The sequence below is a fragment of the Aeromicrobium sp. Root236 genome (assembly GCF_001428805.1).
GTDB lineage: Bacteria > Actinomycetota > Actinomycetes > Propionibacteriales > Nocardioidaceae > Aeromicrobium.
In genome coordinates this window covers 2,629,697-2,654,657 of the sequence record NZ_LMIS01000001.1, presented here as the reverse complement: position 1 = coordinate 2,654,657, position 24,961 = coordinate 2,629,697, and the positions used below count along the sequence as shown (strand labels likewise).

General features: G+C 68.8%; 23 protein-coding genes. 5 read left to right on the top strand and 18 right to left on the bottom strand.

The window, feature by feature from the left end:
• Position 1: 1 nt before the first annotated feature.
• Genes ASE12_RS13360 through ASE12_RS13300 form a run of 13 tightly spaced genes read right to left on the bottom strand, consistent with a single transcriptional unit; the run spans position 2 to position 13,128 of the window.
• Positions 2-508, bottom strand: coding sequence for a hypothetical protein (locus ASE12_RS13360; RefSeq protein WP_056401442.1), 507 nt, complete (start codon positions 506-508; stop codon positions 2-4).
• Positions 505-1,638, bottom strand: a complete 1,134-nt coding sequence (locus ASE12_RS13355; RefSeq protein ID WP_056401440.1) for an MCE family protein — start codon at positions 1,636-1,638, stop codon at positions 505-507. The genes ASE12_RS13360 and ASE12_RS13355 overlap by 4 nt, the downstream gene beginning before the upstream one ends.
• Positions 1,635-2,963 (bottom strand): MCE family protein, encoded by a 1,329-nt coding sequence (locus ASE12_RS13350; protein WP_082582252.1) that lies wholly within the window; start codon positions 2,961-2,963, stop codon positions 1,635-1,637. Before ASE12_RS13350 ends, ASE12_RS13355 begins: the two co-directional genes overlap by 4 nt.
• A complete protein-coding gene (locus ASE12_RS13345) occupies positions 2,960-4,153 on the bottom strand; it encodes an MCE family protein (RefSeq protein ID WP_162255488.1) in 1,194 nt (397 codons plus the stop codon). The genes ASE12_RS13350 and ASE12_RS13345 overlap by 4 nt, the downstream gene beginning before the upstream one ends.
• A gap of 5 nt (positions 4,154-4,158) precedes the next feature.
• On the bottom strand, positions 4,159-5,151 hold the full coding sequence (locus ASE12_RS13340) for an MCE family protein (RefSeq protein ID WP_056401431.1): 993 nt from the start codon (positions 5,149-5,151) through the stop codon (positions 4,159-4,161).
• On the bottom strand, positions 5,151-6,218 hold the full coding sequence (locus ASE12_RS13335) for an MCE family protein (protein WP_056401429.1): 1,068 nt from the start codon (positions 6,216-6,218) through the stop codon (positions 5,151-5,153). The genes ASE12_RS13340 and ASE12_RS13335 overlap by 1 nt, the downstream gene beginning before the upstream one ends.
• Positions 6,215-7,357: an MCE family protein gene (locus ASE12_RS13330; RefSeq protein WP_056401426.1), complete on the bottom strand. Its 1,143-nt coding sequence runs from the start codon at positions 7,355-7,357 to the stop codon at positions 6,215-6,217. The genes ASE12_RS13335 and ASE12_RS13330 overlap by 4 nt, the downstream gene beginning before the upstream one ends.
• A gap of 2 nt (positions 7,358-7,359) precedes the next feature.
• Positions 7,360-8,199, bottom strand: coding sequence for an ABC transporter permease (locus ASE12_RS13325; protein ID WP_056401423.1), 840 nt, complete (start codon positions 8,197-8,199; stop codon positions 7,360-7,362).
• Positions 8,199-8,972, bottom strand: coding sequence for an ABC transporter permease (locus ASE12_RS13320; protein WP_056401420.1), 774 nt, complete (start codon positions 8,970-8,972; stop codon positions 8,199-8,201). The genes ASE12_RS13325 and ASE12_RS13320 overlap by 1 nt, the downstream gene beginning before the upstream one ends.
• A complete protein-coding gene (locus tag ASE12_RS13315; protein ID WP_082582250.1) occupies positions 8,963-10,567 on the bottom strand; it encodes an FAD-binding protein in 1,605 nt (534 codons plus the stop codon). Before ASE12_RS13315 ends, ASE12_RS13320 begins: the two co-directional genes overlap by 10 nt.
• A complete protein-coding gene (locus ASE12_RS13310) occupies positions 10,564-11,634 on the bottom strand; it encodes a ferredoxin--NADP reductase (RefSeq protein ID WP_056401417.1) in 1,071 nt (356 codons plus the stop codon). Before ASE12_RS13310 ends, ASE12_RS13315 begins: the two co-directional genes overlap by 4 nt.
• Positions 11,627-11,962 (bottom strand): hypothetical protein, encoded by a 336-nt coding sequence (locus ASE12_RS13305; protein ID WP_056401414.1) that lies wholly within the window; start codon positions 11,960-11,962, stop codon positions 11,627-11,629. The genes ASE12_RS13310 and ASE12_RS13305 overlap by 8 nt, the downstream gene beginning before the upstream one ends.
• Positions 11,962-13,128 (bottom strand): Rieske 2Fe-2S domain-containing protein, encoded by a 1,167-nt coding sequence (locus tag ASE12_RS13300; RefSeq protein WP_056401411.1) that lies wholly within the window; start codon positions 13,126-13,128, stop codon positions 11,962-11,964. The genes ASE12_RS13305 and ASE12_RS13300 overlap by 1 nt, the downstream gene beginning before the upstream one ends.
• Positions 13,129-13,191: 63 nt before the next feature.
• On the opposite strand from ASE12_RS13300, the gene ASE12_RS13295 reads away from it, so the two are divergent.
• From ASE12_RS13295 to ASE12_RS13285, 3 genes are read left to right on the top strand one after another with little or no spacing between them, the layout of a single operon-like run.
• Positions 13,192-14,376, top strand: coding sequence for an acyl-CoA dehydrogenase family protein (locus ASE12_RS13295; RefSeq protein ID WP_056401408.1), 1,185 nt, complete (start codon positions 13,192-13,194; stop codon positions 14,374-14,376).
• Between the two features lie 8 nt (positions 14,377-14,384).
• A complete protein-coding gene (locus ASE12_RS13290) occupies positions 14,385-15,467 on the top strand; it encodes an acyl-CoA dehydrogenase family protein (protein ID WP_056401407.1) in 1,083 nt (360 codons plus the stop codon).
• Positions 15,464-17,002 carry an AMP-binding protein gene (locus ASE12_RS13285; RefSeq protein WP_056401404.1) on the top strand — a complete coding sequence of 513 codons (1,539 nt, stop codon included), beginning with the start codon at positions 15,464-15,466 and terminating at the stop codon, positions 17,000-17,002. The genes ASE12_RS13290 and ASE12_RS13285 overlap by 4 nt, the downstream gene beginning before the upstream one ends.
• Here the strand turns inward: ASE12_RS13285 and ASE12_RS13280 are convergent.
• Together ASE12_RS13280 and ASE12_RS13275 are read right to left on the bottom strand one after the other, a co-directional pair.
• A complete protein-coding gene (locus tag ASE12_RS13280; RefSeq protein ID WP_056401401.1) occupies positions 16,999-18,096 on the bottom strand; it encodes a nitronate monooxygenase family protein in 1,098 nt (365 codons plus the stop codon). The genes ASE12_RS13285 and ASE12_RS13280 overlap by 4 nt on opposite strands.
• The gene (locus ASE12_RS13275) at positions 18,086-19,717 is read right to left on the bottom strand and encodes an acyl-CoA synthetase (RefSeq protein WP_056401398.1); all 1,632 of its coding nucleotides are present in this window, start codon (positions 19,715-19,717) and stop codon (positions 18,086-18,088) included. The genes ASE12_RS13280 and ASE12_RS13275 overlap by 11 nt, the downstream gene beginning before the upstream one ends.
• 47 nt (positions 19,718-19,764) lie before the next feature.
• On the opposite strand from ASE12_RS13275, the gene ASE12_RS13270 reads away from it, so the two are divergent.
• Together ASE12_RS13270 and ASE12_RS13265 are read left to right on the top strand one after the other, a co-directional pair.
• Positions 19,765-20,559: a crotonase/enoyl-CoA hydratase family protein gene (locus ASE12_RS13270; protein WP_056210308.1), complete on the top strand. Its 795-nt coding sequence runs from the start codon at positions 19,765-19,767 to the stop codon at positions 20,557-20,559.
• Between the two features lie 67 nt (positions 20,560-20,626).
• On the top strand, positions 20,627-21,985 hold the full coding sequence (locus ASE12_RS13265; protein ID WP_056401394.1) for a cytochrome P450: 1,359 nt from the start codon (positions 20,627-20,629) through the stop codon (positions 21,983-21,985).
• An 81-nt stretch (positions 21,986-22,066) separates the two neighbouring features.
• On the opposite strand, the gene fadD8 is transcribed toward ASE12_RS13265, so the two are convergent.
• Genes fadD8 through ASE12_RS13250 form a run of 3 tightly spaced genes read right to left on the bottom strand, consistent with a single transcriptional unit; the run spans position 22,067 to position 24,942 of the window.
• Entirely contained in the window at positions 22,067-23,635 is a 1,569-nt protein-coding gene (fadD8, locus tag ASE12_RS13260; RefSeq protein WP_056401391.1) for a fatty-acid--CoA ligase FadD8, read from the bottom strand.
• Positions 23,636-24,484, bottom strand: a complete 849-nt coding sequence (locus ASE12_RS13255) for an SDR family oxidoreductase (protein ID WP_056401388.1) — start codon at positions 24,482-24,484, stop codon at positions 23,636-23,638.
• Entirely contained in the window at positions 24,481-24,942 is a 462-nt protein-coding gene (locus ASE12_RS13250) for a nuclear transport factor 2 family protein (RefSeq protein ID WP_056404840.1), read from the bottom strand. Before ASE12_RS13250 ends, ASE12_RS13255 begins: the two co-directional genes overlap by 4 nt.
• Between the last annotated feature and the right edge of the window lie 19 nt (positions 24,943-24,961).

Genomic DNA, 24,961 nt, shown 5'->3' with positions numbered 1-24,961 from the left:
GTCAGCCCACGAACTCGAGCTGGGAGACGAGCCAACGGTCGCCCTGCTTGACCATGGAGAGCTTGATCCGCCAGGCCCGGTCCTCGACCTTGCCCTTGGTGCCCTTGTTCTGCACCTTGCTGGCCGCGGCGACGAAGACCGTCGCGGCGTCTGAGTCGACCTCGCTCAGCCCGATCTCGTTGACGCTGCCCTTGGAGATCGACTCCTGGGCGATCGCGGTGTCCTTGAGCGACTTCACGGACGACTGGTACTGCTTCTTGAACGTCCCGGCGGCACCTTCGAGGACGCGAGCGGTCAGCTCGTCCATCTTCTTGTGGTCGACCGAGAGGAATGCCATCGTCTCGGCGCGCGCGGCCCGCGTGATGTCGGAGTACTCCGAGGCCACGGACTCCGCGGGTGTCGTGCCCGGGGCAGCCTTGTCACCGCTCACGACGAACACCACCAGCCACGCGCACAACACCACCAGGACCACGCCGAGCACCGCGTTGACCACGGACGTACGGCTCACTCGTCGCCCCCAGCGAGCTCTTTCTTCCAGTCGATCGGGTCGGGCGCGTACTTCATGCCACGCATGTTCACCGGTGGGCCGGACGCGCACTCGGCCGGGTAGTACGGCAAGAAGCTCTCCTTCGACGTTGGCTGCCATTGTCCGGGAGGCAGGTATCCCTCGGTGCACGCGGCCGGACTCTGGTTGAGGTTGAGGTTGACCCGGCCGAACTTCTGGTCGCCGGGGGTCAGCGCCGACGGCCCGGCCGCGATCAGTCGCGGGAACGTGACGAGCAGCTGCTCGAGGGCGGGCAGCCGGGCGTCGAGCACCTCGGTGACGCTCGTCAGGTGCTTGAGGGCCGGGGGCAGCTCAGTGCGCAGCGTGCTCACCAACCTCCTCAGCTCGTCAGCGGCTGGGCCACCCTTGGCGAGGATGCGCCGGATGTCGCTGTCCGAGGCCGCGAGCGTACCGGTCAGGGCGGAGAGGTCGCGGGCGAACGAGCGGATCTCGGCCGAGTGGTCCTGCTGGGTCTGGAGGACGGTCTGGGCGTTGTCCAGCAGGTCCATCGTCGCCGACTCGTTGGCCGCGGCCGACTCGATGAACTCCTGCGCGCTGTCCACCATGGACCGGATCGGGCTGGCGTTGTCGCGGAACATCGTGCCGAGCTCGGTGACGACGGTGTTGAGCTCGCTGCCGTCGAGGCTCGAGACGAAGTGGCTGAGGTCCTGCAGGAGGACGTCCTCACCCAGCGGGAGGCTCTCCTTGGTGCCGTGCACCGTGTCGCCGTCCTTGAGCACGGGGCCCTTCTTGGAGGTCGGCTCGAACGAGACGTACTGCTCCCCCACGACGCTGAGGTTGTGCACGAACACCGGCGAGCCGACCGGCACCTTGGTGCCGTGCTCGAGCGCGAGGTCGACCTTCAGGCCGTCGTTGTCGACGTCCATCTTGGCGACCTTGCCGATCCTGACGCCGCGATACGTGACCTCGCTGCCCTCGTAGAGGCCGCCGGAGCTCGGCAGGAGCACGTGCACCGTGTAGCCGCGGCCCAGTGCCTGGTCGACGAAGCCGAGGTAGGACGCGCCGATGTAGAGCGTGCCGAGCGCGCTCAGGAGCACGAACGCGATGAGCCTGACCTTGATGCCTCGCCTCATGACGATCCGCCTCCCAGCAGTCCTTCGAGCAGCTGCGCCAGCGTCCCGCCCGAACCGCCGCCGGTTGCCCCCGGCGTGGGTGTCGTGGTGCCCGGCTTGTCCGGGGAGCCCGACGAGGCGGGCGGCTTCTTGGTGCCGGAGCCCTTCTCGAGGTTGGCCAACGCGGCGGCGACCTCGCTGGCATCGGTGTCCTTGCAGAGCGGCAGCGAGCCGAGCACCGAGCACAGCTGCTCCACGGCATCGCCTGCGGGTGAGCAGATCGGGGCGAGCGGTGTGGCGCGGCACAACGTGACGACGTCCTGCAGGGTCGTCGGGATCAGGCCGCCCTCGCTGACCGGGGTGAGCTTGATCTGCAGCTTGAACACGACGTTGGCGAAGTCGCCCTTGATGGCGGCGGCCGCGTCCATGGGGAACGGGTAGCTGGCGGCGGCGACGAGACCCGGTACGAGCGAGTCGCCGGTGTCGGACAGCTCGCGGAGGACCGGCTCGAGGTGGGCCAGCTCCGCGATCAGGTCGTCCTTGGTCTCGTTGATCACGCGGGTGCCGACGTCGCCGAGGCTGTCTAGCTCCGACAGCATCTTGACCAGCTGCGTGTGCTGCTCGCGCAGGACGTTGATCGCAGGGCCGGCGGCGTCGAGGGCGTCGCCGATGGTCTGCTTCTCGGCGACGAGGGTGCTGCTGAGCCCGTTGATCGACTCCATCGCCTGGACGATGTCGCCCTTCTGCGAGTTCAGCGTCCTGACGAGGGTGCCGACCTGGCCCAGGACGTCGCGGATCTTGCCCGTACGACCGTCCATCATCTTGTTGAGCTCGTGGGTGATGCTCTGGATCTGGCCGACGCCACCGCCCGTCAGCACGAGTGACAGGGCGCCGAGGACTTCCTCGACCTCAGGGTTGCGGCCCGTGCGAGCGATGGGGATGAGGTCGTTGGGACCGAGCCGTTCGGTGGCGGCGGGCTTGCCCTCGGGATCGGCCGGAGGCGCGGACAGCGCGACGAACTTCTCGCCGAGCAGGCTGGTCTGACGGATCTGCGCCTCGGCGTCGGCAGGCAGGATGACGTCCTTGCGGACCAGCATCGTGACACGGGCGTGCCAGCCGACCCGGGTGACCGACTCGACCTGGCCCACCGGCACGTCGCCGACCATCACGGAGGAACGCGGGACGAGGTTGAGCGCGTCGGCGAAGTCGGCCTTGACCGTGAACCCGTTGTCGTGGTTGACCTTGTTGCCGGGCAGCGGGACGTCGTAGATGCCGCTGAAGCCGCAGCCGCTGAGCAGGAGCGCCAGCAGCGTGCCCATGACGGCGCCGAGTCGGAGCTTCCTCATGCGCCACCTCCCAGCAGCTCGAGCAGTGCCGGCAGGCCACTCTTGGGGCCCGACGAGGGCTGCTGCGGCGTGGGCGCCGGCGCCGTGGCGTCGGGCTTCGCGGCCGGCTTCTGCGGCGTCGCCGACTTGCCCGACGTCGCAGGGAGGATCGGCTGGAGCAGGTTGGTGATGGTCGAGCAGATCGCCTCGGGCGTACCGATGTTGACCAACGTCTGGCACAGGAACTGGTCGGGACGGAACTGCAGTCCCGGTGCGATCTGCACGCGGGACCCGTACGTGCCCGTGCTCGGCTCGAACGCGAGGGCCAGGTTGCTCATCGCCAGCGAGCCCTTCTGGACGACGAGGCCGAGGGCGTCCTTCTGCCGGTCCACCCGCTCGAGCAGGCTGCCCAGCAGGTTGATGTCCTTGCCGAGCGTCGCGCGGTTCTCGTGCACGAAGCCCTGCACCGTCCCGAGCACGTTGGCGAGCGACGCCAGGACGTCCTTGAGCTCGTCACGCTCGCCCGCGAGCTGGCCCGAGACGGACGACAAGTCCTTGACGAACGTCTGCACGGTGGTGTCGTTCTCGGCGAGCGTGTCGGTGATCTGCGCCAAGGCTCGGACGTTGTCGAACAGCGGGCCGCGGTTGTCGGCGAACACCTCGGCGGCGTTCGACAGGTTGCGGATCGTCTTGGAGCCGAGAGCGCCGTTGCCGTCGAGCGCCTTGGCGCCGGCCGACAGCAGGTTGTCGAGCGCGCCCTTGGTCGACCCCGACTTCGGGCCCAGGGTCACTGCGAGGTCGTCGAGCGACTTGAACATCCGGTCGAGCTCGATCGGCGTCTGGGTGCGCGAGAGCGGGATGTCGCCGTGGTCCGGCATCGCCGGGCCCTTGGAGTACGCAGGGAAGACCTGGACGTAGCGGTCGGCCACGAGGGTCGGGGTCACGACCGCGGCCTTGGCGTCGGCCGGCAGCTTGTACTCGGAGTCGTACGTCATCGTGACCCGGACACTGCTGCCCTCCGGGACCACCGAGGTGACCTCACCGACGCGTACGCCCATGATCCTCAGGTGCGTGCCGGGATAGACGCCGACCGCGCGATCGAAGTGGACCGTGACGGTGCGCGACGGCTCGCCGGGCACGACGACCCAGGCGACGAGCAGCAGCATCGCCGCGACGACCGCTGCGCCGACGACCTGCATGCGCGTGCTCAAGCCCCTCATTTGCCACCCCCGGGCTTCGGCTTGGACGGCAGGAACTCGCCGGTGAACACGCCCGTGATGTTGGGGACGTACGCGTCGAACCACGGGCCGCTGCCGACGATGTTGCCGAGGATGTTGACGTACGGGCCATAGTTGTGGACGAGCGTCTCGATCTGGTCCTCGCGGGCGTGCAGGAACGACAGCACGTTCTCGAGCTTGTCGAGGGTCGGCTTGAGCTGCTCGCGGTTGTCCTTGACCAGGCCCTTCAGCTCGGCGGCCAGGTTGTTGGCGTTGATGAGCAGCTCGTGGATCGTCTGCTTGCGCGCCTGCAGCTCCTGGAAGACGAGGTTGGCTTCCTTCATCAGCGTCACGAGGTCGCCCTTGCGCTCGTCGAGGAGCTTGGTGACGTTGCTCGAGCGCTGCAGCAGCTTCTCGATCTCCTCGTCGCGCGACGCGATCGTCTTGGAGAGGCGGGACAGTCCGCTGAAGCTCGTGTGCACCTCGGGGGCCGCCGAGTTCACGACCTCGGCGAGCGAGTCGAGGGCTGTCGTGAGGTTCTTCTTGTTGGTCTGCTCGGTCTGCGTCGTCAGCTCACCCAGCGTGCTGACGATGTCGAACGTGACGTCGGTGCGTGACAACGGGATCGTCGCGCCGGCCGCCATCGTGCCGCTGCCCTGAGGCTTGATGTTGAGGAACTTCTCGCCCAGCAGGCTCTTGACCTCGACGCTGGCGCGCGTCGAGCGGCCCAGGGTCGCCCCCGAGACGTCGAAGTCGACGATGACCTTCTTGGTGCCGATCCGCATCTTGTTGACCCGGCCGACGCGGATGCCGGCGACCTGGACCTCGCTGCCCGTGCGCAGGCCGGACGCGTCGGTGAGCTCGGCGTGATAGGTCGTGCCGCGCAGCCAGGGCAGCTTCTGCAGGTTGAACGACGCGACCATCACGAGCAGCAGCACCGCGAGGGAGATGATGCCGATCTGGAGGATGCGGGAGTCATTGCGACGTGCCATCACTGACACCTCTTTGCCTGGCTGTAGATCGTGAAGTCCGTCATCTGCTTGCGCGCCTCGGCCGGCATCGCGTCCATGATCGCGCTCGGCAGGACCACGCCGCCGTGGAACTCACAGAGGTAGTAGTTGTACCAAGACCCGTAGACACCGATGCGGGTCTGCTTGGCGAGCATCGACGGCAGCTCGTCGAGGGTCTTGTCGAGGTACGCCTTGTTCTGCGGCTTCGCGAGCACCGTGAAGAGGCGCCGCAGCTGGGCGACGTCCTGCTTGAGGAGCGGCCGGCCGTCGGTCAGCAGGTCGGCGACCGACTTGCTGACCGCGGAGATGTTGGTCAGGGACGACCCGATGACCTTGCGGTCCTTGGACAGGTCGCCGAACCACGAGCGCATGCTCGTCAACAGCTCGTCGAGCTGCTGGTGGTGGTCGTCGACCGTCGTCATCAAGGTGCTCAGGTTGGTGATCACGTCGCCGATGAGCTGGTCGCGGTCGGCCAGCGTGTCGGTCAGTGACGCCGTGTTGGCCAGCAGCTGCTGCACGGTGCCGCCCTCACCCTGGAGCACCTGGATGAGGTTGAGCGACAGCTCGTTGACGTCCTCGGGGCGCAGCGCCGCGAACAATGGCTGGAAGCCCTGGAAGAGCTCCGTCAGGTTGAGCGCCGGGGTGGTGCGGTCGACCGGCAGGGTCGCCGAGGGGCGCAGCCGCGTCGCGCCTTCCTTGCCCTCCGTCAGGGACATGTAGCGGTCGCCGATCAGGTTGAGGAACCGGATGCTCGCGTGGGTGTCCTCCGTGATGGGGACGTCGTCCTGGACCTTGAACGTCACGAGCGCCTGGTCGCGGTGGTAGATCTTGACGTCCTTGACCTTGCCGACGATGACGCCGGCGATGCGGACGTCGTCACCTGAGGTCAGCTCCGAGGCACTCGTGAACACGGCTTTGTACTCGACCTGGGAGCCGAGCCCGAAGCCGCCCATGATCACGACCAGGCCGGCGGTCACCAGGACCGAGACCAGCGTGAAGATCCCCAGCTTGATCGCCGCGATGGCGAACGTCGTGTCACGGCTTGTCATTTGATGCCGCCGTCGGGATCGTCCTTGTTGGAGCCGTCCTTGAGGGGCAGGAACGGAGCCGGCACCTTGTAGTTGTCGGGCAGGCCGAGGCACCACGGACCGTGGCCGACCTCGCCGTACTCCGGTGCGTCAGCCGCCGTGTAGGCGGTGCGCTGAGGCGCACCCAGCTCGAGTGTCTGGTGGATGATGCCGCCCTGGAAGACGTTGGTGGCGTTCGGCCGCTGCCGGTCGAGACCCACCAGCACGCACTTGAGCTCCGGCGAGTAGGTGTCGAGGAGCCTGAGCAGCGGACGGCCCGACTGGGTCTGCGCGATCAACGCCTTCTCGTTCTCGGCCAGCGTGACGCGCGCGGTCGTGGCGAGCCCGGTGATGCTGCCGAGCGCCCGGTCGAGCTGGCCCTGCTTGTCGGTCAGGGTCTTGGCCGTCACGGTCGCGTTGCGCAGCAGCCGGATGAGGTCGGGTGCGGCCAGGTCGTACGTCTGGGAGACCTCCGACAGCAGCGACAGGTCCTTCTTGAGGGTGGGCAGCTTGACGTTGACCCGGTTGAGGTAGTCGTCCAGCACCTCGAACGTGTCGCCGAGCTGGTCGCCCTTGCCCTGCAGGCCGTGCGCGATGGCGTACAACGTCGCGTTGAGGTCGGCGGGCCGCACGGAGCGCAGCAACGGGAAGAGGTTGGCGAGGATGCTCTGCAGCGCGACGTTGGTCGTGACCCGCTCGTGCGGGACGACCGAGCCGTCGCGGAGGGTCTGGCCTGTTGCCGTGCCGGTCTTGGGCGGGATCAGCTCGATGTAGTTGCGGCCGAACAGCGTCGTCGGCAGGATCTGCACCTCGACGTTGCTGGGGATCGTGCGCGCGGAGTCGGGGTTGAGCGCGAGCGTGATGCGAGCCCGCTTGCCGTCGCTCGCGATGCTCTTGACGTGGCCCACGAGGGCACCGTGCAGGCGTACGTCGCTGAACCTCGCCAGCTGCAGTCCGGCACGATCGGCCACGACCGTCACGTTGGTGCTGGAGGTGAACGCCTTGTCGTAGATCGCGATCGACAACCCGATCAGCAGCGCGATCGAGACGAGGTAGGTCACACCGGCGAGCCAGAGCCGTCGGTGCTCCCGGGGAGTGTCGTGGACGAGGTTGACCAGCATGGCTACCCCGTGATCCGCACGGTCGTCGTCGAGCCCCAGATCGCGAAGCTCAGGAAGAAGTTGGCGACCACGACGGTGACGATCGACGAGCGGATCGCCTTGCCGACCGCCAGGCCGACCCCGGCGGGACCGCCCGACGCGGTGTAGCCGTAGTAGCAGTGGATCAGGATGATCGCGATCGCCAGGACGAGCATCTTGCCGAACGACCACAGGATGTCGACGGGCGGCAGGAACTGCCGGAAGTAGTGGTCGTAGGTGCCCGCCGACTCGCCGTAGATCATGACGGTGATGAGCCGCGGCGAGAGGTAGGAGGCCAGCAGTGCGACGGTGTAGAGCGGGATCACCGCGATGAAGCCGGCGATCATGCGGGTCGTCACGAGGAACGGCAACGACGGGACGCCCATGACCTCGAGGGCGTCGATCTCCTCCGAGATCCGCATCGCGCCGAGCCGGGCGGTGTAGCCGCAGCCGACGGTCGCCGCCAGGGCGATCGACGAGACCAGCGGTGCCACCTCGCGGGTGTTGAAGTAGGCCGAGATGAACGCCGTGAACTTGGCGACGCCGATCTGGCTCAGCGAGGCGTAGCCCTGGAGGCCGACCTCGGTGCCGGCGAAGAAGGCGAGGAACGCGATGACGCCCACCGTGCCGGCGATGACGGACAGGGCGCCGACACCGAACACGACCTCGGCCAGCGTCTTGGCGACCTCCTTGCGATAGCTGCTCACCACCTTGGGTACCCAGCTCAGCGCGCGGGCGTAGAACAGCAGCTGGTCGCCCATCGTCTCCAGGCGCGTGCGCCCGGACTTGACGGCCGACGTGCGGATCTCGGTGAGGACGCTCATCAGAGGCCTGCCTGGGGGACGAACTGGAAGTAGAGCGCCGTGATGATCGAGTTCAGCAGGAACAGCAGCATGAACGAGAGGATCACCGACTCGTTGACGGCCCGGCCGACACCGGCGGGACCGCCTCCGGCACTGAGGCCCTTGTAGGACCCGACGATCGCCGCGAGGAAGCCGAACATCGCCGCCTTGATCATCGAGACGTAGATGTCCGGCAGCGTGGCCAGGGCCGTGAACGAGGCGAGGAACGCGCCGGCGGAGCCGCCCTGCACGATGACGGTGAAGTAGTAGCCACCCGCGATGCCCGCGGTGATGACGATGCCGTTCATGAGCACCGCCACGGTGACGGTCGCGAGGGCGCGCGGCACGACGAGCCGGGCGATGGGGTCGATGCCGAGGGTCTCCATGGCGTCGATCTCCTCGCGCATCTTGCGCGCGCCGAGGTCGGAGCAGATCGCCGAGCCGGCCGCGCCCGCGATGATCAGCGCGGCGGCGATCGGTGCCGCCTCACGCACCGTCGCGAGTACCGCGGTGGCACCGGCGAACGACTGGGCGCCGAGCTGTCCGGTGAGGTTGCCGACCTGGAGCGCGATGACCGCGCCGAACGGGATCGAGACGAGGATCGTCGGCATCAGCGTCACGCTCGCGACGAACCAGGCCTGCTCGACGTACTCGCGGAACTGGAAGCGCGTGGTGAACGTCAGCTTGAGGACGTCCCACGCCATCGCGGCGATGTGTCCGGGTCCACGGACCACGGATGCGACGCTCAGACCCATGGCTCCTCCTGTGGTCCGTCGGCTCCGGGGTGACGGGACCCGCTGGGGAGAACGCCTGTCGATGGTGCCGTGGCGACTTCAGAAGAGTAACGACCTGATGTGACCTGCGTTACGTCTTTGGCGGTTCTGCTCGCCGCGTGACGCCCGGCCCGGCGACCGAAGAACGAGGCCTCGCCGAGCTGGGTCCCGGACGCGTAGCCCTTGCCGTCGACCGCGATGTTGGAGGCGCAGGCGCCTGCGGCGTAGAGGCCGGAGACGACGCTGCGGTCGTCGCGCAGCACCTGTCCGTCGTGGTCGACACGCAGCCCGCCGCACGTGAAGCCGGAGTAGAACGCCTGCCCCGGCGTCAGGTCGTACGCGCCGTAGGGCGGCTGGTCGAGCGGCACGACGTACTCCGCCGCCTTGTGGAACGCCGGGTCCTTGCCGTCGCGCGCCGCCGTGTTGTAGTCGTCGAGCGTGCGGGCCAGCGAGCCCTCCGGCACGCCGAGGCCCACCTCCATCTCGGCGACGGTCTCCCAGCCGTCGACCAGCGGCTGCAGCCCGTACGCCGGCTCGGCCATCTGCTCGGAGTCGAGGATCAGCCACGCCTTCTGCTCGGGCTGGTCGAAGACGAACGCCGAGGTCCGTGAGTGGTAGGAGTCCTCGGCGACGAAGCGCTCGCCCCGGTTGTTGACGCAGATCCCGGAGACGAGGTGACCGGGTGGATAGAACGGCGCGGTCAGGAAGGCGCCGTCCATGTGCTCAGTCGCGCCGCCGACCGACTCGCCGAGCCGGATGCCGAGGCCGTCGTCGTACGTGTTGCCGAGCGCCATGCCACGGGCGAGCAGCGCTTCGAGCGGCGGCGCGAACGCGTGCACCATGTCGGGGTTCATGACGAAGCCGCCCGCGGCGATGACCACCGCGCCGGCGCTGATGGCACCGGTCTCGGTGAATCGCTTCCAGGTCACCCCGACGACACGATCACCTTCCGTGACCAGCGCCGTCGCCCCGGTCTCGAAGCGGACCTCGACACCGAGCTCGTCGAGCTTCTTGAGCGCGAGGTCGAGCACCAGCGCGCCGCCACCCGAGTCGCCCACGACCGGGGGCTGGTGGCCACGCGGTGCGGGCTTCGCGATGTCGTGGAACGGCCAGACCTTCTCGTTGCCGGTGAACATGACGCCCTGCGTGCCTGGCGCCATGACGCTCTTGTCGGGGTAGAACGAGCGCTCGAACTCGAAGCCCAGCGACTCGAGCCAGCCGAAGTGCTCGACGCTGTCCTCGCTGTAGAGCCGGATCTTCTCGGGGTCGCAGTCGGGCGAGACCGCCTGGAGGTACTTGGCCATCTCCTCGGGGCTGTCGTCGTAGCCCGAGACCTGCTGCACCGGGGTGCCGCCGCCGAGGTAGAAGTGACCGCCGGCCATGGCACTGGTGCACGAGAGGGGGCCGCCGCGGTCGATGACCAGGACCCGCGCCCCGGCGGTGGCCGCCTCGATCGCCGCAGCCGTGCCTGCCATGCCCGCGCCGATGACGAGCACGTCGACCTCGTCCGACCACGACGTGACGTCACCGGCGGCCAGGGCTGCGGGGATCTCGGTGTTCTGCGGCTTCTCGGTCACGAGTAGGTCACCCGGACCTTCTCGGACGCCGGCTCGCTCTGGCAGCCGAGGCGGATGCCGTCGGCCAGGTCCTCGTCCTCGAGGATGTCGTTGGCGCGCATCGTGACCTCGCCCTCCAGCAGCCGGATCGCGCACGCGGAGCACTCGCCCTCACGGCACGAGTAGGGCGCCTTGATGCCCTTGCTCTCGAGGTGCTCCAGCAACGTCGTGCCGGGCCGCCAGTCGTCGAACTCGTAGTCGACGCCGTCGAGGTCGACCTGCAGGTGCACCTGTCCGATCGACGACGGCGCAGCAGCCGGCGCCTCGTCCTCGGCGTCGTCAGCACCGGGCTCGCGCTCGGCGGAGGTCTCGAACGGGTTGCCGCCGAGCGAGACGAACTTCTCCTGGTGCCGACGCTCACGGGGGAACTCGAGCTCCTTGAGCGCGGCCACGGTCGCCGCCATGAACGGTGCCGGACCGCACACGAACGCGTCGCGGTCGACGTACTGGGCGGCGAATGCCCGCAGCTGGTCCTGCGACGGCAGGCCCTGCACGGACTCGAGCCAGTGAACGACCTGCAGGCGGTCAGGGTGCTCGGCGGCGAGCTCCTTGAGCGCTGACCCGAAGATCACGGAGCGCTCGTCGCGGTTGGCGTAGAACAGCACGATGCGGCCGGACCCGCGGGCCAGGCACGTACGGATGATCGAGATGACCGGGGTGATGCCGCTGCCGCCGGCGAACAGCAGCAGGTCGGCGTCGAGGTTCTTGGGCGTGAAGATGCCGCTCGGCGGGAGCACCCGGAGCCGGTCGCCCGGGCGCAGCTCGGAGCAGATCCACCCCGAGGCGTACCCATCAGGTGTGCGCTTGACCGTGATGGTCAGCGGACCGTCCTCGGCCGGGGTCGACGACAAGGAGTAGCTGCGCGCGACGAGGCCCGTGCGGTCGCTGGGCACGGCGACGGTGAGGAACTGTCCGGGCGTGTAGCCGAAGTGCTCGCGGTGCTCGCCGGGGTCGAGGACGACCGAGCGGGCTTCGGTGGTCTCCTCGATGACGTCGAGCACTTCCAGCTCGAAGGAGTCGTCAGTCATCGGCCTGGAGGTCCCGGTCGGAGCCGGCCGGGTCGACTCCGGTGCCGACCGTGACCATGCCCTCGCTCACGGCGTACTCGATCGACGCCACGAGCTGCGGGCACGCGGTGTGGACCGGTCGGCCGTCCTCGCGCTGGTCGAGGTCGGAGAAGACCGCGCAGGTCTCGACGGCTTCACGGGTCCACTGGATGGAGGTGTGGTGCTCGCTGTTCTTGCGCACCATGACCCGCGCCTGGCACTGCCGGCAGGTCACCTCCGACAGGCTGCTGCGGGTGTAGAGCTGCCGGTCCTCCAGGGTCTCCCGGAGCGTGGGAACGATGTACGCCATCAGGCGTCAGCCGTCTCGACGGCGCTGTCGTTCTCCGCGGCGGCGCGATCCTCGGCCTCCTTGCGTGCGAGGTTCTCGGCGACCTCGGCCCGCCAGTTCTCGTTGGCCTTGGTGGTGTCGACCTCGAACTCGAACCGCTCGACCATCTCGGGCTCGATGTCGGCCTTGTCGACGTAGAACTGCTCGTACCAGCGGCGCAGCTGGTAGACCGGGCCGTCCTCCTCGCACAGCAGCGGGTTCTGCACCGGCGCCTTGTTCTGCCAGATCGCGACGTCCTGCAGGAACCCCTGCTCGAACGTCTCGGCGTACTTGTCACCGATGTACTTCGCGGTGGCCTCGTCGACGCCCTCGGGCTTCTCGACGCAGAGGCCGTACTGGAGGTTGAACGAGTTGGGGCCCGTCGGGATGTGGCAGTTGATCAGGATGACCTTGGTCAGGAACCCCTTGTAGTCGGTGTCGAGCCAGTTGATCATGTAGGACGGCCCGAAGTAGGTCGCCTCGGACTTGAGCACGAGGTCCTCGTCGCCGTAGCCCTCGGCCTTCATGTCGGGCCGGCCGGTCGACTCCATGAACTGCGTCGCCTTGTCGCCCTCGAACACGTTGCGGAAGTTCGTGGGGAACGCGAAGTGGATGTAGAAGAAGTGCGCCATGTCGACGACGTTGTCGATGATCTCGCGGCAGTGCGCGTTGTCGACCTCGATGACGTTCCAGGTCCACTCGGTGTACTTGTCGGTGCCGACGCCCTCGAGCACCGGCGGCAGGGCCTCGTGATCGGCGGCGCTGCCCTCCGGGTCGTGCCAGATCATCAGCATGCCGTTGCGGACAACGCTCTCGTAGCGCTGCGTCCGGGCACGGAGGGGTACGCGCTTGGCGTAGGGGATGGCCTTGCACTTGCCGTCGCCGCCCCAGCGCCAGTCGTGGAACGGGCAGGCGATCTCGTCGCCCTTGACGGTGCCCTGCGTGAGGTCGCCGCCCATGTGCCGGCAGTAGCCGTCGAGGACGTGCAGCTCGCCTTGGGAGTCGCTCCACACCACGAGCTTGCCGCCGAACGCCTGCACGGAGTGCGGCTTGCCGTCGGTGAAGTCCCGTTCGAGGCCGAGGCAGTGCCAGCCACGGGCGAAGCGCTGCGGCACGGAGCCGGCGTCGAGTACGCGGGTCTCAGTCACGATTTGCCTCCGAAATCACGGGCCGTAGTGGACCAAAACGAGAACACGTTATAGTTTTACCACATGTACGTCGCCCTGACAGCCGACCAGCTCCGCCTTCGTGACGAGCTGAAGGGCTACTTCTCCGAGCTGGTCACCCCCGAGCGAAGGGCCGCCCTCGCCGCGTCCTCCGGGGAGTTCGGCGACGTCACGGTCTACAAGGACGTCATCCGCCAGCTCGGCGCCGACGGCTGGCTCGGCATGGGCTGGCCCGAGGAGTGGGGCGGGCAGAACCGCTCCATGGTCGACGAGCTGATCTTCACCAACGTCGCCGCGGTCGCGGGCGTGCCGATCCCCTACCTGACGCTCAACACGGTCGGCCCGACGATCATGCGCTACGGCACGCAGGAGCAGAAGGAGTACTTCCTGCCCCGGATCGTCCAGGGCGAGCTGCACTTCTCGATCGGCTACTCCGAGCCCGGATCCGGCACCGACCTGGCCTCGCTACGTACGCGGGCCGAGCTCGACGAGGCGACCGGCGAGTGGGTCATCAACGGCCAGAAGATGTGGACCTCGCTGATCCAGTACGCCGACTGGATCTGGATGGCGTGCCGCACCGATCCCGATCTGCCGCGGCACAAGGGCCTGTCGATGATCCTCGTGCCTGCCGACGCCGAGGGCTTCTCCTACACGCCGGTCCACACGATCGCGGGCGTCGGCACGAGCGCGACCTACTACGACGACGTACGCGTGCCGGCCGACAACCTCATCGGCGGTCGCGGCGGCGGCTGGGCGCTGATCACCAACCAGCTCAACCGCGAGCGGGTCGCCCTGACCTCGTCGGCGCCGCTCGTGCACTCGATCGAGCTCGTCACCGACTGGGCGCAGCAGACCAAGGACGCCAACGGCGTACGCGTCATCGACCACGAGTGGGTGCAGATCCTGCTGGGCCGGGCGCAGGCACGCACCGACGCGCTGACGCTGATGGGTTGGAAGCTCGCGACCGAGATCGATACGCTCTCGCCTGCCGATGCGTCGGCGATCAAGGTCTACGGCTCGGAGCTCGCGATCGAGGTCTACCGCGCGTTGAAGGAGGTCGTCGGACCCGCTGCCGGCATCGCCGCGGACTCCCCCGGCGCCGTGCTCGCCGGCCGGCTCGAGCGCTACTTCCGCTCGTCGCTCGTCATGACGTTCGGTGGCGGCACCAACGAGATCCAGCGCGACATCATCGGCTACGTCGGACTCGGCCTCCCGGCCGCGCAGCGCTGAGGAGCGACATGGACTTCACCTTCTCCCCCGAGGCCGACGACGCCGCCACCTTGGCGGCGACGATCCTGGCCGACCACACCAAGCCCGAGCGGCTGGCCGAGGTCGAGGCCGCCGGCAACCGCTTCGACCCCGTGCTGTGGCGTGCGCTCGGCGACGCCGGCCTGCGCAGCCTGACGACCCCCGAGGCGTACGACGGCGCGGGCCTCGGCTTCGTCGAGCTGTGCCGGGTGCTCGTCGAGGTCGGCCGCACGGTGGCTCCGGTGCCGCTCGCGACGGACGCCGCCGCCCGCCTGTTCCTCAGCGAGCACGGCAGCGCCGAGCAGCAGCGCACCGGCTTCGCCGCCGACGTGCTGAGCTGCGCGATCACCGAGGAGCACGACCACGCCCCCACCTCGCCGACGACCACGGCGGTCGCGGACGGTGCGGCGTACGTCCTGACCGGCACCAAGTACCTCGTCCCGGCGGCCACCGTCGCGACCGCGTTCCTGGTGAGCGCGTCGACGCCTGATGGCACCGCCGTGTTCCTCGTCGACGCCGGCACCGCCGGCCTCAGCGTGCAGGACCAGCACCTGAGCGACGGAGACGTCGTCGGCCTCGTGGAGCTCACCGACGTACGCGTGCCGGCCGACCGGCGCCTCGACGGAGCATCCCGTCTGGTCGACCTGCTGACCGTCGCCTCGTGCGCCGTGCAGCTCGGCGTGACAGAGGGTGCGGTCGCTCTGACCGCCGAGTACGCCAAGACGCGACAGCAGTTCGACCGGCCGATCGCGACGTTCCAGGCGGTCTCGCAGCGGCTCGCCGACGGCTACATCGACACCCGCTTCCAGGGCCTCACGCTGTGGCAGGCGGCCTGGCAGCTCGCCGAGGGACTCCCCGCCGAGGAGGCCATCGCGACGGCCAAGCTCTGGGCCGCCGACGCCGGGCACCGCATCGCGCACACGACGGTGCACGTCCACGGCGGCGTGGGCGTCGACCTCGACGGCGTCGCGCACCGCTACTTCACCGCAGCGACGCGCTGGGAGCAGCAGTACGGCGGCGCGACGGAGCAGGCGCTGCGCCTCGGCCGGCTCCTGGCCGCCGGACCCGCGTGACCATACGCGACCTCCTCCTGTCGCGAGCCGAGCAGGACAGCCCGGCGCTGCTGACCCACGAACGTACGTGGACGTGGCGGGAGCTCGTCGCCGATGCCTCGGCGCGCGCTGCGGCGCTGGAGCGGCTGCTCGACCCGGAGCGGCCGCCGCACGTCGGCCTGCTGATGGACAACACCCCGGAGATGCTCCTCGGCCTGGCCGCTGCGGGTCTTGGCGGGCACGTCGCCGTGGGGATCAACAGCACGCGACGCGGCGAGGCGATCGTCGCCGACCTCGAGCGGGCGGACGTGCAGGTGCTGCTCACCGACGCGACCCAGCGGCACCTGCTGGACGGGCTCGATCTGCCGGGCATCCAGGTGCTCGACACCGACGACCTTTCGACAAGCTCAAGGACCGGCACGGTCGTTGACGCGACGCCGACCGACAGCTCGCTCTTCATGCTGATCTTCACGTCGGGCACCAGCGGCCGGCCCAAGGCGGTCCGCATCACGCACGAGAAGGTGACCTACCCCGGGGCGTACCTCAGCGAGCGCTTCGGGCTCACCGCCGACGACGTGCACTACGTCGCGATGCCGCTGTTCCACTCCAACGCCGTCATGGCGGGCTGGGCGCCCGCGCTCGTCACGGGTGCCGCCGTGGCCCTGCGCGAGAAGTTCTCGGCGTCGGAGTTCCTGTCCGACGTGCGCCGCTTCGGCGCGACCTACGCGTCATACGTCGGGAAGCCCCTGACGTACGTGCTGGCCACGCCCGAGCGCCCGGATGACGCTGACAACCCGTTGCGTCTCGTGTTCGGCAACGAGGCCGGCGATCGTGACATCCGCGCCTTCGCCGAGCGGTTCGGGTGCGTCGTGGTCGACGGGTTCGGCTCGACCGAGAACGCCGTCATCGTCAGCCGGATCGAGGGCACTCCGGCCGGTGCGCTGGGCTGGCCCGGCGACGGTGTCGCGGTGCTCGATCCCGAGACCGGTATCGAGTGCCCCCGCGCCGAGCTCGACCCCGACGGCAAGGTGCTGAACCTCGACGAGTGCGTCGGAGAGCTCGTCAACACGACGGGTGCCGGCCAGTTCGCGGGCTACTACAACGACGACGAGGCGACCGCCGAGCGGATGCGCGGCGGCATGTACTGGTCGGGCGATCTCGCGTATCGGGACGCCGACGGCTGGGTCTGGTTCGCCGGGCGTACGGCCGCGTGGCTCCGGGTCGACGGCGAGAACCTCGCGTGCGCGCCGATCGAGCGGATCCTGCTGCGGCACCCCGCGATCGACCAGGCCGCCGTCTACGCCGTGCCCGACGAACGGTCCGGCGACCAAGTGGCTGCAGCGCTGGTGCTCCGGGGCGAGCTCGGCGCGGATGACTTCGAGCGCTTCCTCGACGAGCAGGCGGACCTGTCACCCAAGGCACGGCCGCGCTACGTACGCCTCGTCGACGACCTTCCCCGCACGGCGACGCACAAGGTGCTGCACCGCGAGCTGACGGCAGCCGGCACCGCCGACGTCACGTGGACGAGGGAAGAACGCGGCACGGCCTACCGCTAGAGGCTCGAGAGCCGCTTGACCGTCTCCTCGTACTCGTTGACCAGGTCGGCCATGACCTCGGCGACGGGGCGCACCTCGTTCATCGAGCCGACGATCTGGCCCACCGGCATCGAGATGACGTCGGGGTTGCCGGCGGAGTTCATCCGGCTGTGTGCGTCGGCCACGAGCAGGTTCTGCAGCGGCATCGGCAGCGGCGACGGGGCCTCCGCCTCGTCCCACGCCTCCGTCCACTTGGTCTTGAGCAGGCGGGCGGGCTTGCCGGTGTAGATGCGCGTACGCACGGTGTCGGCGCTCGACGCCCGCAGGAACGCCTCGGTCATGCCGGCGTTGGTGTTGAGGTTCTGGTACTCCTCGGTCGTCAGCCACACCGAGCCCGTCCAGACGCCTTGCGCGCCGAGGGCGAGCGACGCCGCGACCTGGCGACCGCGACCGATGCCACCGGCACCCAGCACCGCGACGTCGGGTCCGACCGCGTCGACGATCTCGGGTGTGAGCACCATGCTGGCGATCTCGCCGGTGTGCCCGCCGGCCTCGTAGCCCTGGGCGATGATGATGTCGACGCCGTTGGCGACGTGCGACAGCGCGTGCTTCGCCGCTCCGGCCAGCGCCGCGACCTGCACGCCGGCAGCGTGGGCCTGGTCGATGACGTCCTTGGGCGGCGAGCCGAGCGCGTTGGCGATCAGCACCGGTCGGTGGTTGAGCGCCACGTCGACGTGGGACCGGGCGACGGAGTGCAGCCAGCCCAGGACGCCGTCACGGCCCTCACCCTCGGGCAGCGGAGGCACGCCGAGCTGCTGCAGGGTGCGCTCGACGAAGCTGATGTGCTCGTCGGGGATCATCGCCTTGAGGTCGATGGCCTTGCCCTCGGTCGGCACCTTCATCGGCATCACGACGTCGACGCCGTACGGCTTGCCGTCCGTGTTGTCGTCGAGCCAGTCAAGCGTGCGGTCGAGCTCGTCGGCCTCGTTGAAACGTACGGCGCCGAGGACGCCCAGGCCGCCGGCGCGCGAGACCGCCGCGGCGACGTGCTCGGACGGGGTGAAGGCGAAGATCGGGTACTGGATCCCGAACCGTTCGCAGAGCTCAGTGCGCATCGGCCACGACTCCCTGTGCGGCTTCGGCGATGTCCTTGGCGGCCGGGTAGTTGGCCTTGCCCGTGGCGGTGCGCGGGATCTCGTCGACGTACGCGACGGAGCGGGGCAGCTTGTAGCCCGACAGCAACGTGCGGAGATGCGTCTGCAGGTCCTCCAGCGTGGGCGGCTCGTCGGAGCGCGACTGGATGACCGCCGAGACGTGGTGGCCCCACTTCTCGTCGGGCAGCCCGACGACGAGGGCGTCGTAGACGTCGGGGTGGCTCTTGAGCGCCATCTCGACCTCTTCGGGGTAGACCTTCTCGCCGCCGGTGTTGATGCAGTTGGAGCCGCGGCCCAGCAGCGTCACCTTGTTGTCCTTCTCGATGCGGGCGTAGTCACCCGGCACCGAGTAGCGGACGCCGTCGACCTCGAGGAACGTACGCGCGGACTTCTCCTCGTCGCGGTAGTAGCCGAGCGGCACGCTGCCGGAGCGGGCGAGCCGGCCGATCGCGCCGATGTTGCTCGGGTCGATCGGCTGGTTGTGGTCGTTGAGCACGACGGTCTCGGCGCCGAGGGCGACGACGGGGCCCTGGCCCTGGATGTTGTCGCTGTCCTGCAGGCCCGTGCCGGAGAAGCCGGTCTCGGACGATCCGATCGAGTCGGTGAAGAACGCGTTGGGGAACGCCTTCATCCAGACCTCCTTGACCGGCCGGCTGAAGATCGCGGCGCTGCTGGCGATCGCGACGAGCGAGCTGCCGTCGTAGCCGCCGTTCCCGTACGCCTCGATGAGCGGTCGCGCCATGGCGTCGCCGGTCATGAAGATCAGCTGGACCTTCTCGCGGTCGATGATCCGCCACGTCTCCTCGGCGTTGAACGTGGGCTCGAGGATCGTGAGGTGCCCCGCGAACAGGTGCATCAGCATCGCGGCCTGCGCGCCGCCGTGCATCAGCGGGCTGAGCGGGAACGTCACCATCGGGTCGGTGGTCTTGGCGTTCTCGGACTGCGTGAACTCCTCGATCCGCTCGCCGGTCATGAAGTCGATGCCGCCACCGAGCACGCGCCAGAAGTCCTCGTGACGCCACATGACGCCCTTGGGGAAGCCGGTCGTGCCACCGGTGTAGACGATGTAGAGGTCGTCGCCGCTGCGTGCCTCGAAGTCGCGGTCGGCGCTCTGCCCGGCCAGCGCGTCCTCCCACGTGATCCCGCCGAACGGCGTGAGGTCGTCCTGGTTGCCCGGGTCCGTCGGGTCGGGCATCGCCACGATCGTCTTGACGGCCGGGTGCTTCAGCACCGTGCGGGCGACCATGCCGGCGTACGGGCGCTCGTGCAGCAGCGCGACCATGTCGGAGTTCTCGATGAGGTAGCTGAGCTCGTTCTCGACGTAGCGGTAGTTGACGTTGATCGCGACCGCCCGGATCTTGAAGATCGCCAGGAGGGCCACGACGTGCTCGATGCTGTTCTTGGCATAGATCCCGACGTGGTCGCCCTTGCCGATTCCCTGCGATGACAGGAAGTGCGCGAGCTGGTTGGACTGCGCCTCCAGCTCGGCGTAGGTCAGCTTGCGGCTCCCGACCTGGAGGATCGGTCGGTCCGGTACGGCGTCGACGGCGTGCTCGAACAAGTCGGCAATGTTCAGTGGCATGAGCCCAAGACTAGAACACGTTCTCGTTTTTGACTACGCTCTCCCACATGTCCACCAACGCTGCCCACTGCCTCGTCGAGCTCGAGGGCAACACCCTCGTCGTCACCATGAACCGGCCGGAGGCCCGCAACGCGCTGTCCGGCGAGATGCTCCAGATCATGGGCGAGGCGTGGGACCGGACCAACTCCGACCCCGACGTCAAGGTCGTGATCCTGACCGGTGCGGGCGGCTACTTCTGCGCAGGTGCCGACCTCAAGTCGATGTCGTCCTCGTCGCCCTCGGACAAGTTCGAGTCCGGCGAGTTCGACCCCACGATCATCAAGCCGCTGCTCAAGGGCTTCCGGCTGACCAAGCCGCTCATCGCCGCCGTCGAGGGTCCCGCGATCGCGGGCGGCACCGAGATCCTCCAGGCCACCGACATCCGTGTCGCGGGCGAGTCCGCCCGGTTCGGCGTCTCCGAGCCCAAGTGGGGTCTCTATCCCCTCGGCGGTTCGGCCGTACGCCTGCCGCGCCAGCTCCCGTACACCGTGGCGGCCGACCTGCTGCTGACCGGCCGGCACATCAAGGCGCCGGAGGCCAAGGAGATCGGGCTGATCGGGCACGTCGTCCCGGACGGCGAGGCGCTCGCCAAGGCTCACGAGATCGCCGACATGATCGCCGCGAACGGGCCGCTCGCCGTGCAGGCCGTGCTGAAGACGATCCGCGACTCCGAGGGCAAGCACGAGGACGACTGCTGGAAGGCCGACGCCGAGGTCGGTGCCGCGGTGTTCGCGTCCGAGGACGCCAAGGAGGGTCCGCGCGCCTTCGCCGAGCGCCGCGCCCCGCAGTTCCAGGGAAAGTAGAGACGGCACAGGTTTCTCGTGACACATTGAGGTCATCGGGGGCTCACCCATCTCGTAGGAGATCGGCATGACCACTCCCGAAGCGACGACTGATGTGTCGACCGCGCCCCTCGCGCCCGACGTGCCGATGGGGTTCCGGGAGCGGTTGAGAACCGTCCAGCAGTTCCACACCGGACCGGGACGGTTCAGGGATGCCGGCGGCCCGGTGACGATGGTGCGGCTCGGGCCGCGCCGGCTGGTCCCGGCGTTCGCCGTGGTGACCTCACCGGAGGGTGCGCACGACGTCCTCGCCGCGTCTGACGGGGCGTTCGACAAGGAGATGATCGTCCACGTCCAGAACCGGACGTTCGGCGACAACTTGTTCAACCTGCCCCACGAACGATGGAAGCCGAGGCGGCGCACCATCCAGCCCGTCTTCACCAAGAAGCAGGTCAGCACGTACGCCGGGCACATGGCGGTGGCTGCCCAGGCGACAGCGACGGCGTTGACGAGCGCCGGCGCCGTCGACCTGGACGTCGAGATGAGGCACATGACGTTGCAGGTGCTCGGTCGGTCCGTGCTCGGCCTCGACCTCGGTGAACGGGCCGAGGAGCTCGGCCCTCCGGTCAACCGGATGCTGCGCTGGAACACCAGCCGCTCCCTGCGGCCGGTCCGCGCACCGCTGTGGCTCCCGACACCGGCGCGGTGGCGGTTCCGCCAGGCCCTGAAGGCCGTGCACGGTGTGGTTGACGACGCGATCGATCACGCTGCCGAGTCCGAGGACAGCGGGTTGATCCGGCTGCTCCAGGAGGCGGTCGACCCGGTCACCGGCAAGCCGTTGTCCAGGGCCCAGATCCGCGACGAGCTCATCGTGTTCATCATCGCGGGGCACGACACCACCGCCACGACGCTGAGCTACACGCTGTGGGCACTTGGCCGCGACCAGGCGCTCCAGGACCGGGTGGCGACGGAGATCAGCTCACTGGGCAACCGTCCGTTGACGATCGACGACGTCTCCCACCTGCCGTTGACAGTGCAGGTGCTGCACGAGGCCCTGCGGCTGTGCCCGCCCGCTCCGGCGTTCGGCCGGCTCGCCATGCGCGAGGTCGTCGTCGGTGGCTTCCGGATCCCGGCGGGCACCAACGTCGTCGTCGGGGCGTACGCGCTGCATCGCGATCCGGCACTGTGGGACGACCCTGAGCGCTTCGACCCCGACCGGTTCAGCCCGGAGCGCAGCGCCGGACGCAGCCGCTGGCAGTTCCTGCCGTTCGGCGCGGGTCCGCGGTCGTGCGTCGGTGATCACTTCGCGATGCTGGAGGCCACCCTCGGGGTCGCCACGATCATGCGTGCCGCGCGGATCGAGGCGCTCGACGACGACTTCCCCGTCAGCCTCCCGTTCACGATGACCGCCGGAGGCCCGATCCGGGCCCAGGTGACCGCCCGCTAGCCGCCCACGCACCGAGATTTGGATGCCAGTGCACCACCCACCGCGTGATCGTGGTGCAGCGCGATCCACATCTCGGTCGGGTCAGCCGACGGCTCGGTCGCCCGTCCAGAACTTGGCACGGAGGGCCTTCTTGTCAGGCTTGCCGAGCGGGGTCAGCGGCAGCGAGTCCGCGACGATGACCTCCTTGGGCGCCTGCACGGCACCCTTGCGCTCCTTGACCAGCGCCTGGATCTCGGCCTTGAGGTCGGCGACGGACCGGCCATCGCGCTTCGCATCCTCGCGCAGCACGACGATCGCGGTGACAGCCTCGCCGAACTTCTCGTGCGGGGTGCCGATGACGCCGACCTGGGCGACGGCCGGGTGCTCGGCCACGACGTCCTCGACCTCACGGGGGAAGACGTTGAAGCCACCGCTGACGATCATGTCCTTGATGCGGTCGACGATGTACCAGAAGCCGTCCTCGTCCTCGCGGGCCACGTCACCCGTGTGCAGCCAGCCGTCGTGGAACGCCTCGGCGGTCTCCTCGGGCTTGTTCCAGTAGCCGCCGGCCAGCACGGGACCGGCCACGCAGATCTCACCGGGCTGGCCCGGCTCCACCGGCTGACCGTCCTCCCCGAGAAGGGCTGTGCGCAGGAATGCGCTGGGACGCCCGCAGCTCGCGAGCCGCTCAGGCGTGTGGTCGGCCTTGGCGAGGTAGGAGATGACCATGGGGCACTCGGACTGCCCGAAGTACTGGGCGAAGATCTTGCCGAACCGGTCGATCGCCTCGGCCAGCCGCGTCGGGTTGATCGCCGCCGCACCGTAGTAGACGGTCTCGAGGCTCGACAGGTCACGCGTGTGCGAGTCCGGGTGGTCCATCAGGGCGTACAGCATGCTCGGCACGAGCATTGTCGCGGTGATCCGTTCCTCCTCGATCGTGCGCAGCACCGTCGCCGGGTCGAATCCCGGCAGCACCACGAGCCGGCCCCCCTTGGCGACCGTCGGCGCGAAGAACGCCGCGCCGGCGTGCGACAGCGGCGTGCAGATGAGGAACGTCGGCGCCTCGGGCCACTCCCACTCGGCGAGCTGGACCTGCGTCATCGCGGCGATGCTCGAGGCCGTGCCGATGACGCCCTTGGGCTTGCCGGTCGTGCCGCCGGTGTACGTGATGCCGACGACGTGATCCGGCGGCAGGTCCTTCGCGACGAGCGGCTGCACGTCGTACGTCGCGGCCTTGGCGGCCAGGTCGTCTATCGTGATGACGGTCGTGAGCGACGGCACCTTCTCCTGCAGAGCCTCGGCCCGCTCGAGGAACGTCGGGATGTTGTCGACGATCAGCGCCGTCGCACCGGCGTCGTCGAGCACGTACGCGTGGTCGTCGAGCGAGCCGAGCGGGTGCAACGCCGTACGCCGGTAGCCCTGGGTCTGGCCCGCGCCGATGAGGAACAGCACCTCGGGCCGGTTGGCAGCGAGCAGTCCCACCGCTGCGCCGGTGCCGGCGCCCAAATCCTCGAGCGCCCGGACGTACCGGCTCATCTCGTCGGCCATCTCCTGGCCGGTGATGTTGCGATCGCCGAGCTGGAGGACCGAGGCCTCGCGGTGGCGCTTGAGGGAGTCGAGGAGCATCTGCCCCGAGTGCGGTCCGCGGTGGATGTCCGGATCGAGTGTCATCTAGCGTGCTCCCTTGCCCGGGCCCTTGACCCGTGGATCGTCCTTGAAGTTGATCGCGTCGCGCTCCGAGGCGCCGACGGTGTTGATCGTGATGCCGCCGTCGACGTCGAGGATCGTGCCGGTGACGTACGACGAGGCGTCCGAGGCCAGGAACAGTGCGGCATCCGCGATGTCGGCGTGCGTGCCCCAGCGGCGCAGCGGCGTCGAGGCCGTGATGGTCTCCTTGATCCCCGGCATCGTCGCGATGACGTTGTCCATGCCCCAGGTGTCCTCGATCGGGCCGGGGCTGATGCCGTTGACGCGTACGCCCGCGGGTCCCCACTCGATCGCGAGGCACTTGGTCAGCATGTTGACCGCCGCCTTGGACGCGCACACGTGGCTCTGGAACGCGAGCGGCTTGACCGCCTCGGGCGCCGTGATGGCGATCAGCGACGCACCCGGAGCGCGGAGGTGCTCGAAGCTCGCGCGGTAGAGGTTGAACGTGCCCATGAGGTCGATGTCGACGACGGACTGGAACGCCTTGGACGACATGCCCAGCGCCGGTGCGTAGAAGTTGCCGGCCTGCCCGGCGACCACGATGTCGATGCCGCCGAACGTGTCGGCGGTCTCCTGCATCGTCTCGGCGATGCGGTCGTAGTCGCGGGCGTCAGCGGGCAGGCCCAGGGCCTCGCCGCCGGCCTCGCGGATCTCCTTGGCCGCCGACGCGCAGCGCTCGACGTCGCGGCTCATCACCACGACCTTGGCACCCTGCTCGGCGTAACGCTTGGCGATCGCGAGGTTGAAGCCGCGCGTGCCACCGGCGACGTACGCGACTTTGCCCTCGAGGATGTTCTCTCCGAACACGGTCATGCGGACTCCCCCTTCGTGAACGACGCCATCGCGCGTTCCGGCTCCCAGTACGCCTTCATCGACGCCACGCGCCCGTCATCGTTCACGACGTAGACCATGATCAGGTCGGTCGTGCTGTAGCTGCCGTCTGGGAACGTCGTCTTGATGCGGCCGATGTTGGCGCAGGTGTTGCTCCCGGGGTTGGCGAACGAGTCGTTGATCTCGAACGCGAACCGGTCGATCGGGGCGATGGCGGCGTTCCAGAACGCGCTGATGCCGTCGTGGCCCCGGTGTCCCTTGCCGTCGGGGTCGAACATCGACGGCCCTACGGGGTCCTCGATGACCGCGTCCTCGGCGTACACCGTCAGCCACTCGTCGAGGTCGCCCTTGGCGACGGCGGAGTAGGAGCGTTGCGAGCCGGAGCGGGCCGGATGCGGATCGTTGGGCGCGTTCCACGTGATGGCGTCGGACGAGATCATGCTCGTCATACTAGAACAC

Coding starts and splice junctions, on each gene's coding strand:
- ASE12_RS13355 (WP_056401440.1), bottom strand. CDS start 1,638: ATGAGGCGAGGCATCAAGGTCAGGCTCATCGCGTTCGTGCTCCTGAGC.
- ASE12_RS13350 (WP_082582252.1), bottom strand. CDS start 2,963: ATGAGGAAGCTCCGACTCGGCGCCGTCATGGGCACGCTGCTGGCGCTC.
- ASE12_RS13340 (WP_056401431.1), bottom strand. CDS start 5,151: ATGGCACGTCGCAATGACTCCCGCATCCTCCAGATCGGCATCATCTCC.
- ASE12_RS13335 (WP_056401429.1), bottom strand. CDS start 6,218: ATGACAAGCCGTGACACGACGTTCGCCATCGCGGCGATCAAGCTGGGG.
- ASE12_RS13330 (WP_056401426.1), bottom strand. CDS start 7,357: ATGCTGGTCAACCTCGTCCACGACACTCCCCGGGAGCACCGACGGCTC.
- ASE12_RS13325 (WP_056401423.1), bottom strand. CDS start 8,199: ATGAGCGTCCTCACCGAGATCCGCACGTCGGCCGTCAAGTCCGGGCGC.
- ASE12_RS13320 (WP_056401420.1), bottom strand. CDS start 8,972: ATGGGTCTGAGCGTCGCATCCGTGGTCCGTGGACCCGGACACATCGCC.
- ASE12_RS13310 (WP_056401417.1), bottom strand. CDS start 11,634: ATGACTGACGACTCCTTCGAGCTGGAAGTGCTCGACGTCATCGAGGAG.
- ASE12_RS13305 (WP_056401414.1), bottom strand. CDS start 11,962: ATGGCGTACATCGTTCCCACGCTCCGGGAGACCCTGGAGGACCGGCAG.
- ASE12_RS13295 (WP_056401408.1), top strand. CDS start 13,192: ATGTACGTCGCCCTGACAGCCGACCAGCTCCGCCTTCGTGACGAGCTG.
- ASE12_RS13290 (WP_056401407.1), top strand. CDS start 14,385: ATGGACTTCACCTTCTCCCCCGAGGCCGACGACGCCGCCACCTTGGCG.
- ASE12_RS13280 (WP_056401401.1), bottom strand. CDS start 18,096: ATGCGCACTGAGCTCTGCGAACGGTTCGGGATCCAGTACCCGATCTTC.
- ASE12_RS13275 (WP_056401398.1), bottom strand. CDS start 19,717: ATGCCACTGAACATTGCCGACTTGTTCGAGCACGCCGTCGACGCCGTA.
- ASE12_RS13270 (WP_056210308.1), top strand. CDS start 19,765: ATGTCCACCAACGCTGCCCACTGCCTCGTCGAGCTCGAGGGCAACACC.
- ASE12_RS13265 (WP_056401394.1), top strand. CDS start 20,627: ATGACCACTCCCGAAGCGACGACTGATGTGTCGACCGCGCCCCTCGCG.
- fadD8 (WP_056401391.1), bottom strand. CDS start 23,635: ATGACACTCGATCCGGACATCCACCGCGGACCGCACTCGGGGCAGATG.
- ASE12_RS13255 (WP_056401388.1), bottom strand. CDS start 24,484: ATGACCGTGTTCGGAGAGAACATCCTCGAGGGCAAAGTCGCGTACGTC.
- ASE12_RS13250 (WP_056404840.1), bottom strand. CDS start 24,942: ATGATCTCGTCCGACGCCATCACGTGGAACGCGCCCAACGATCCGCAT.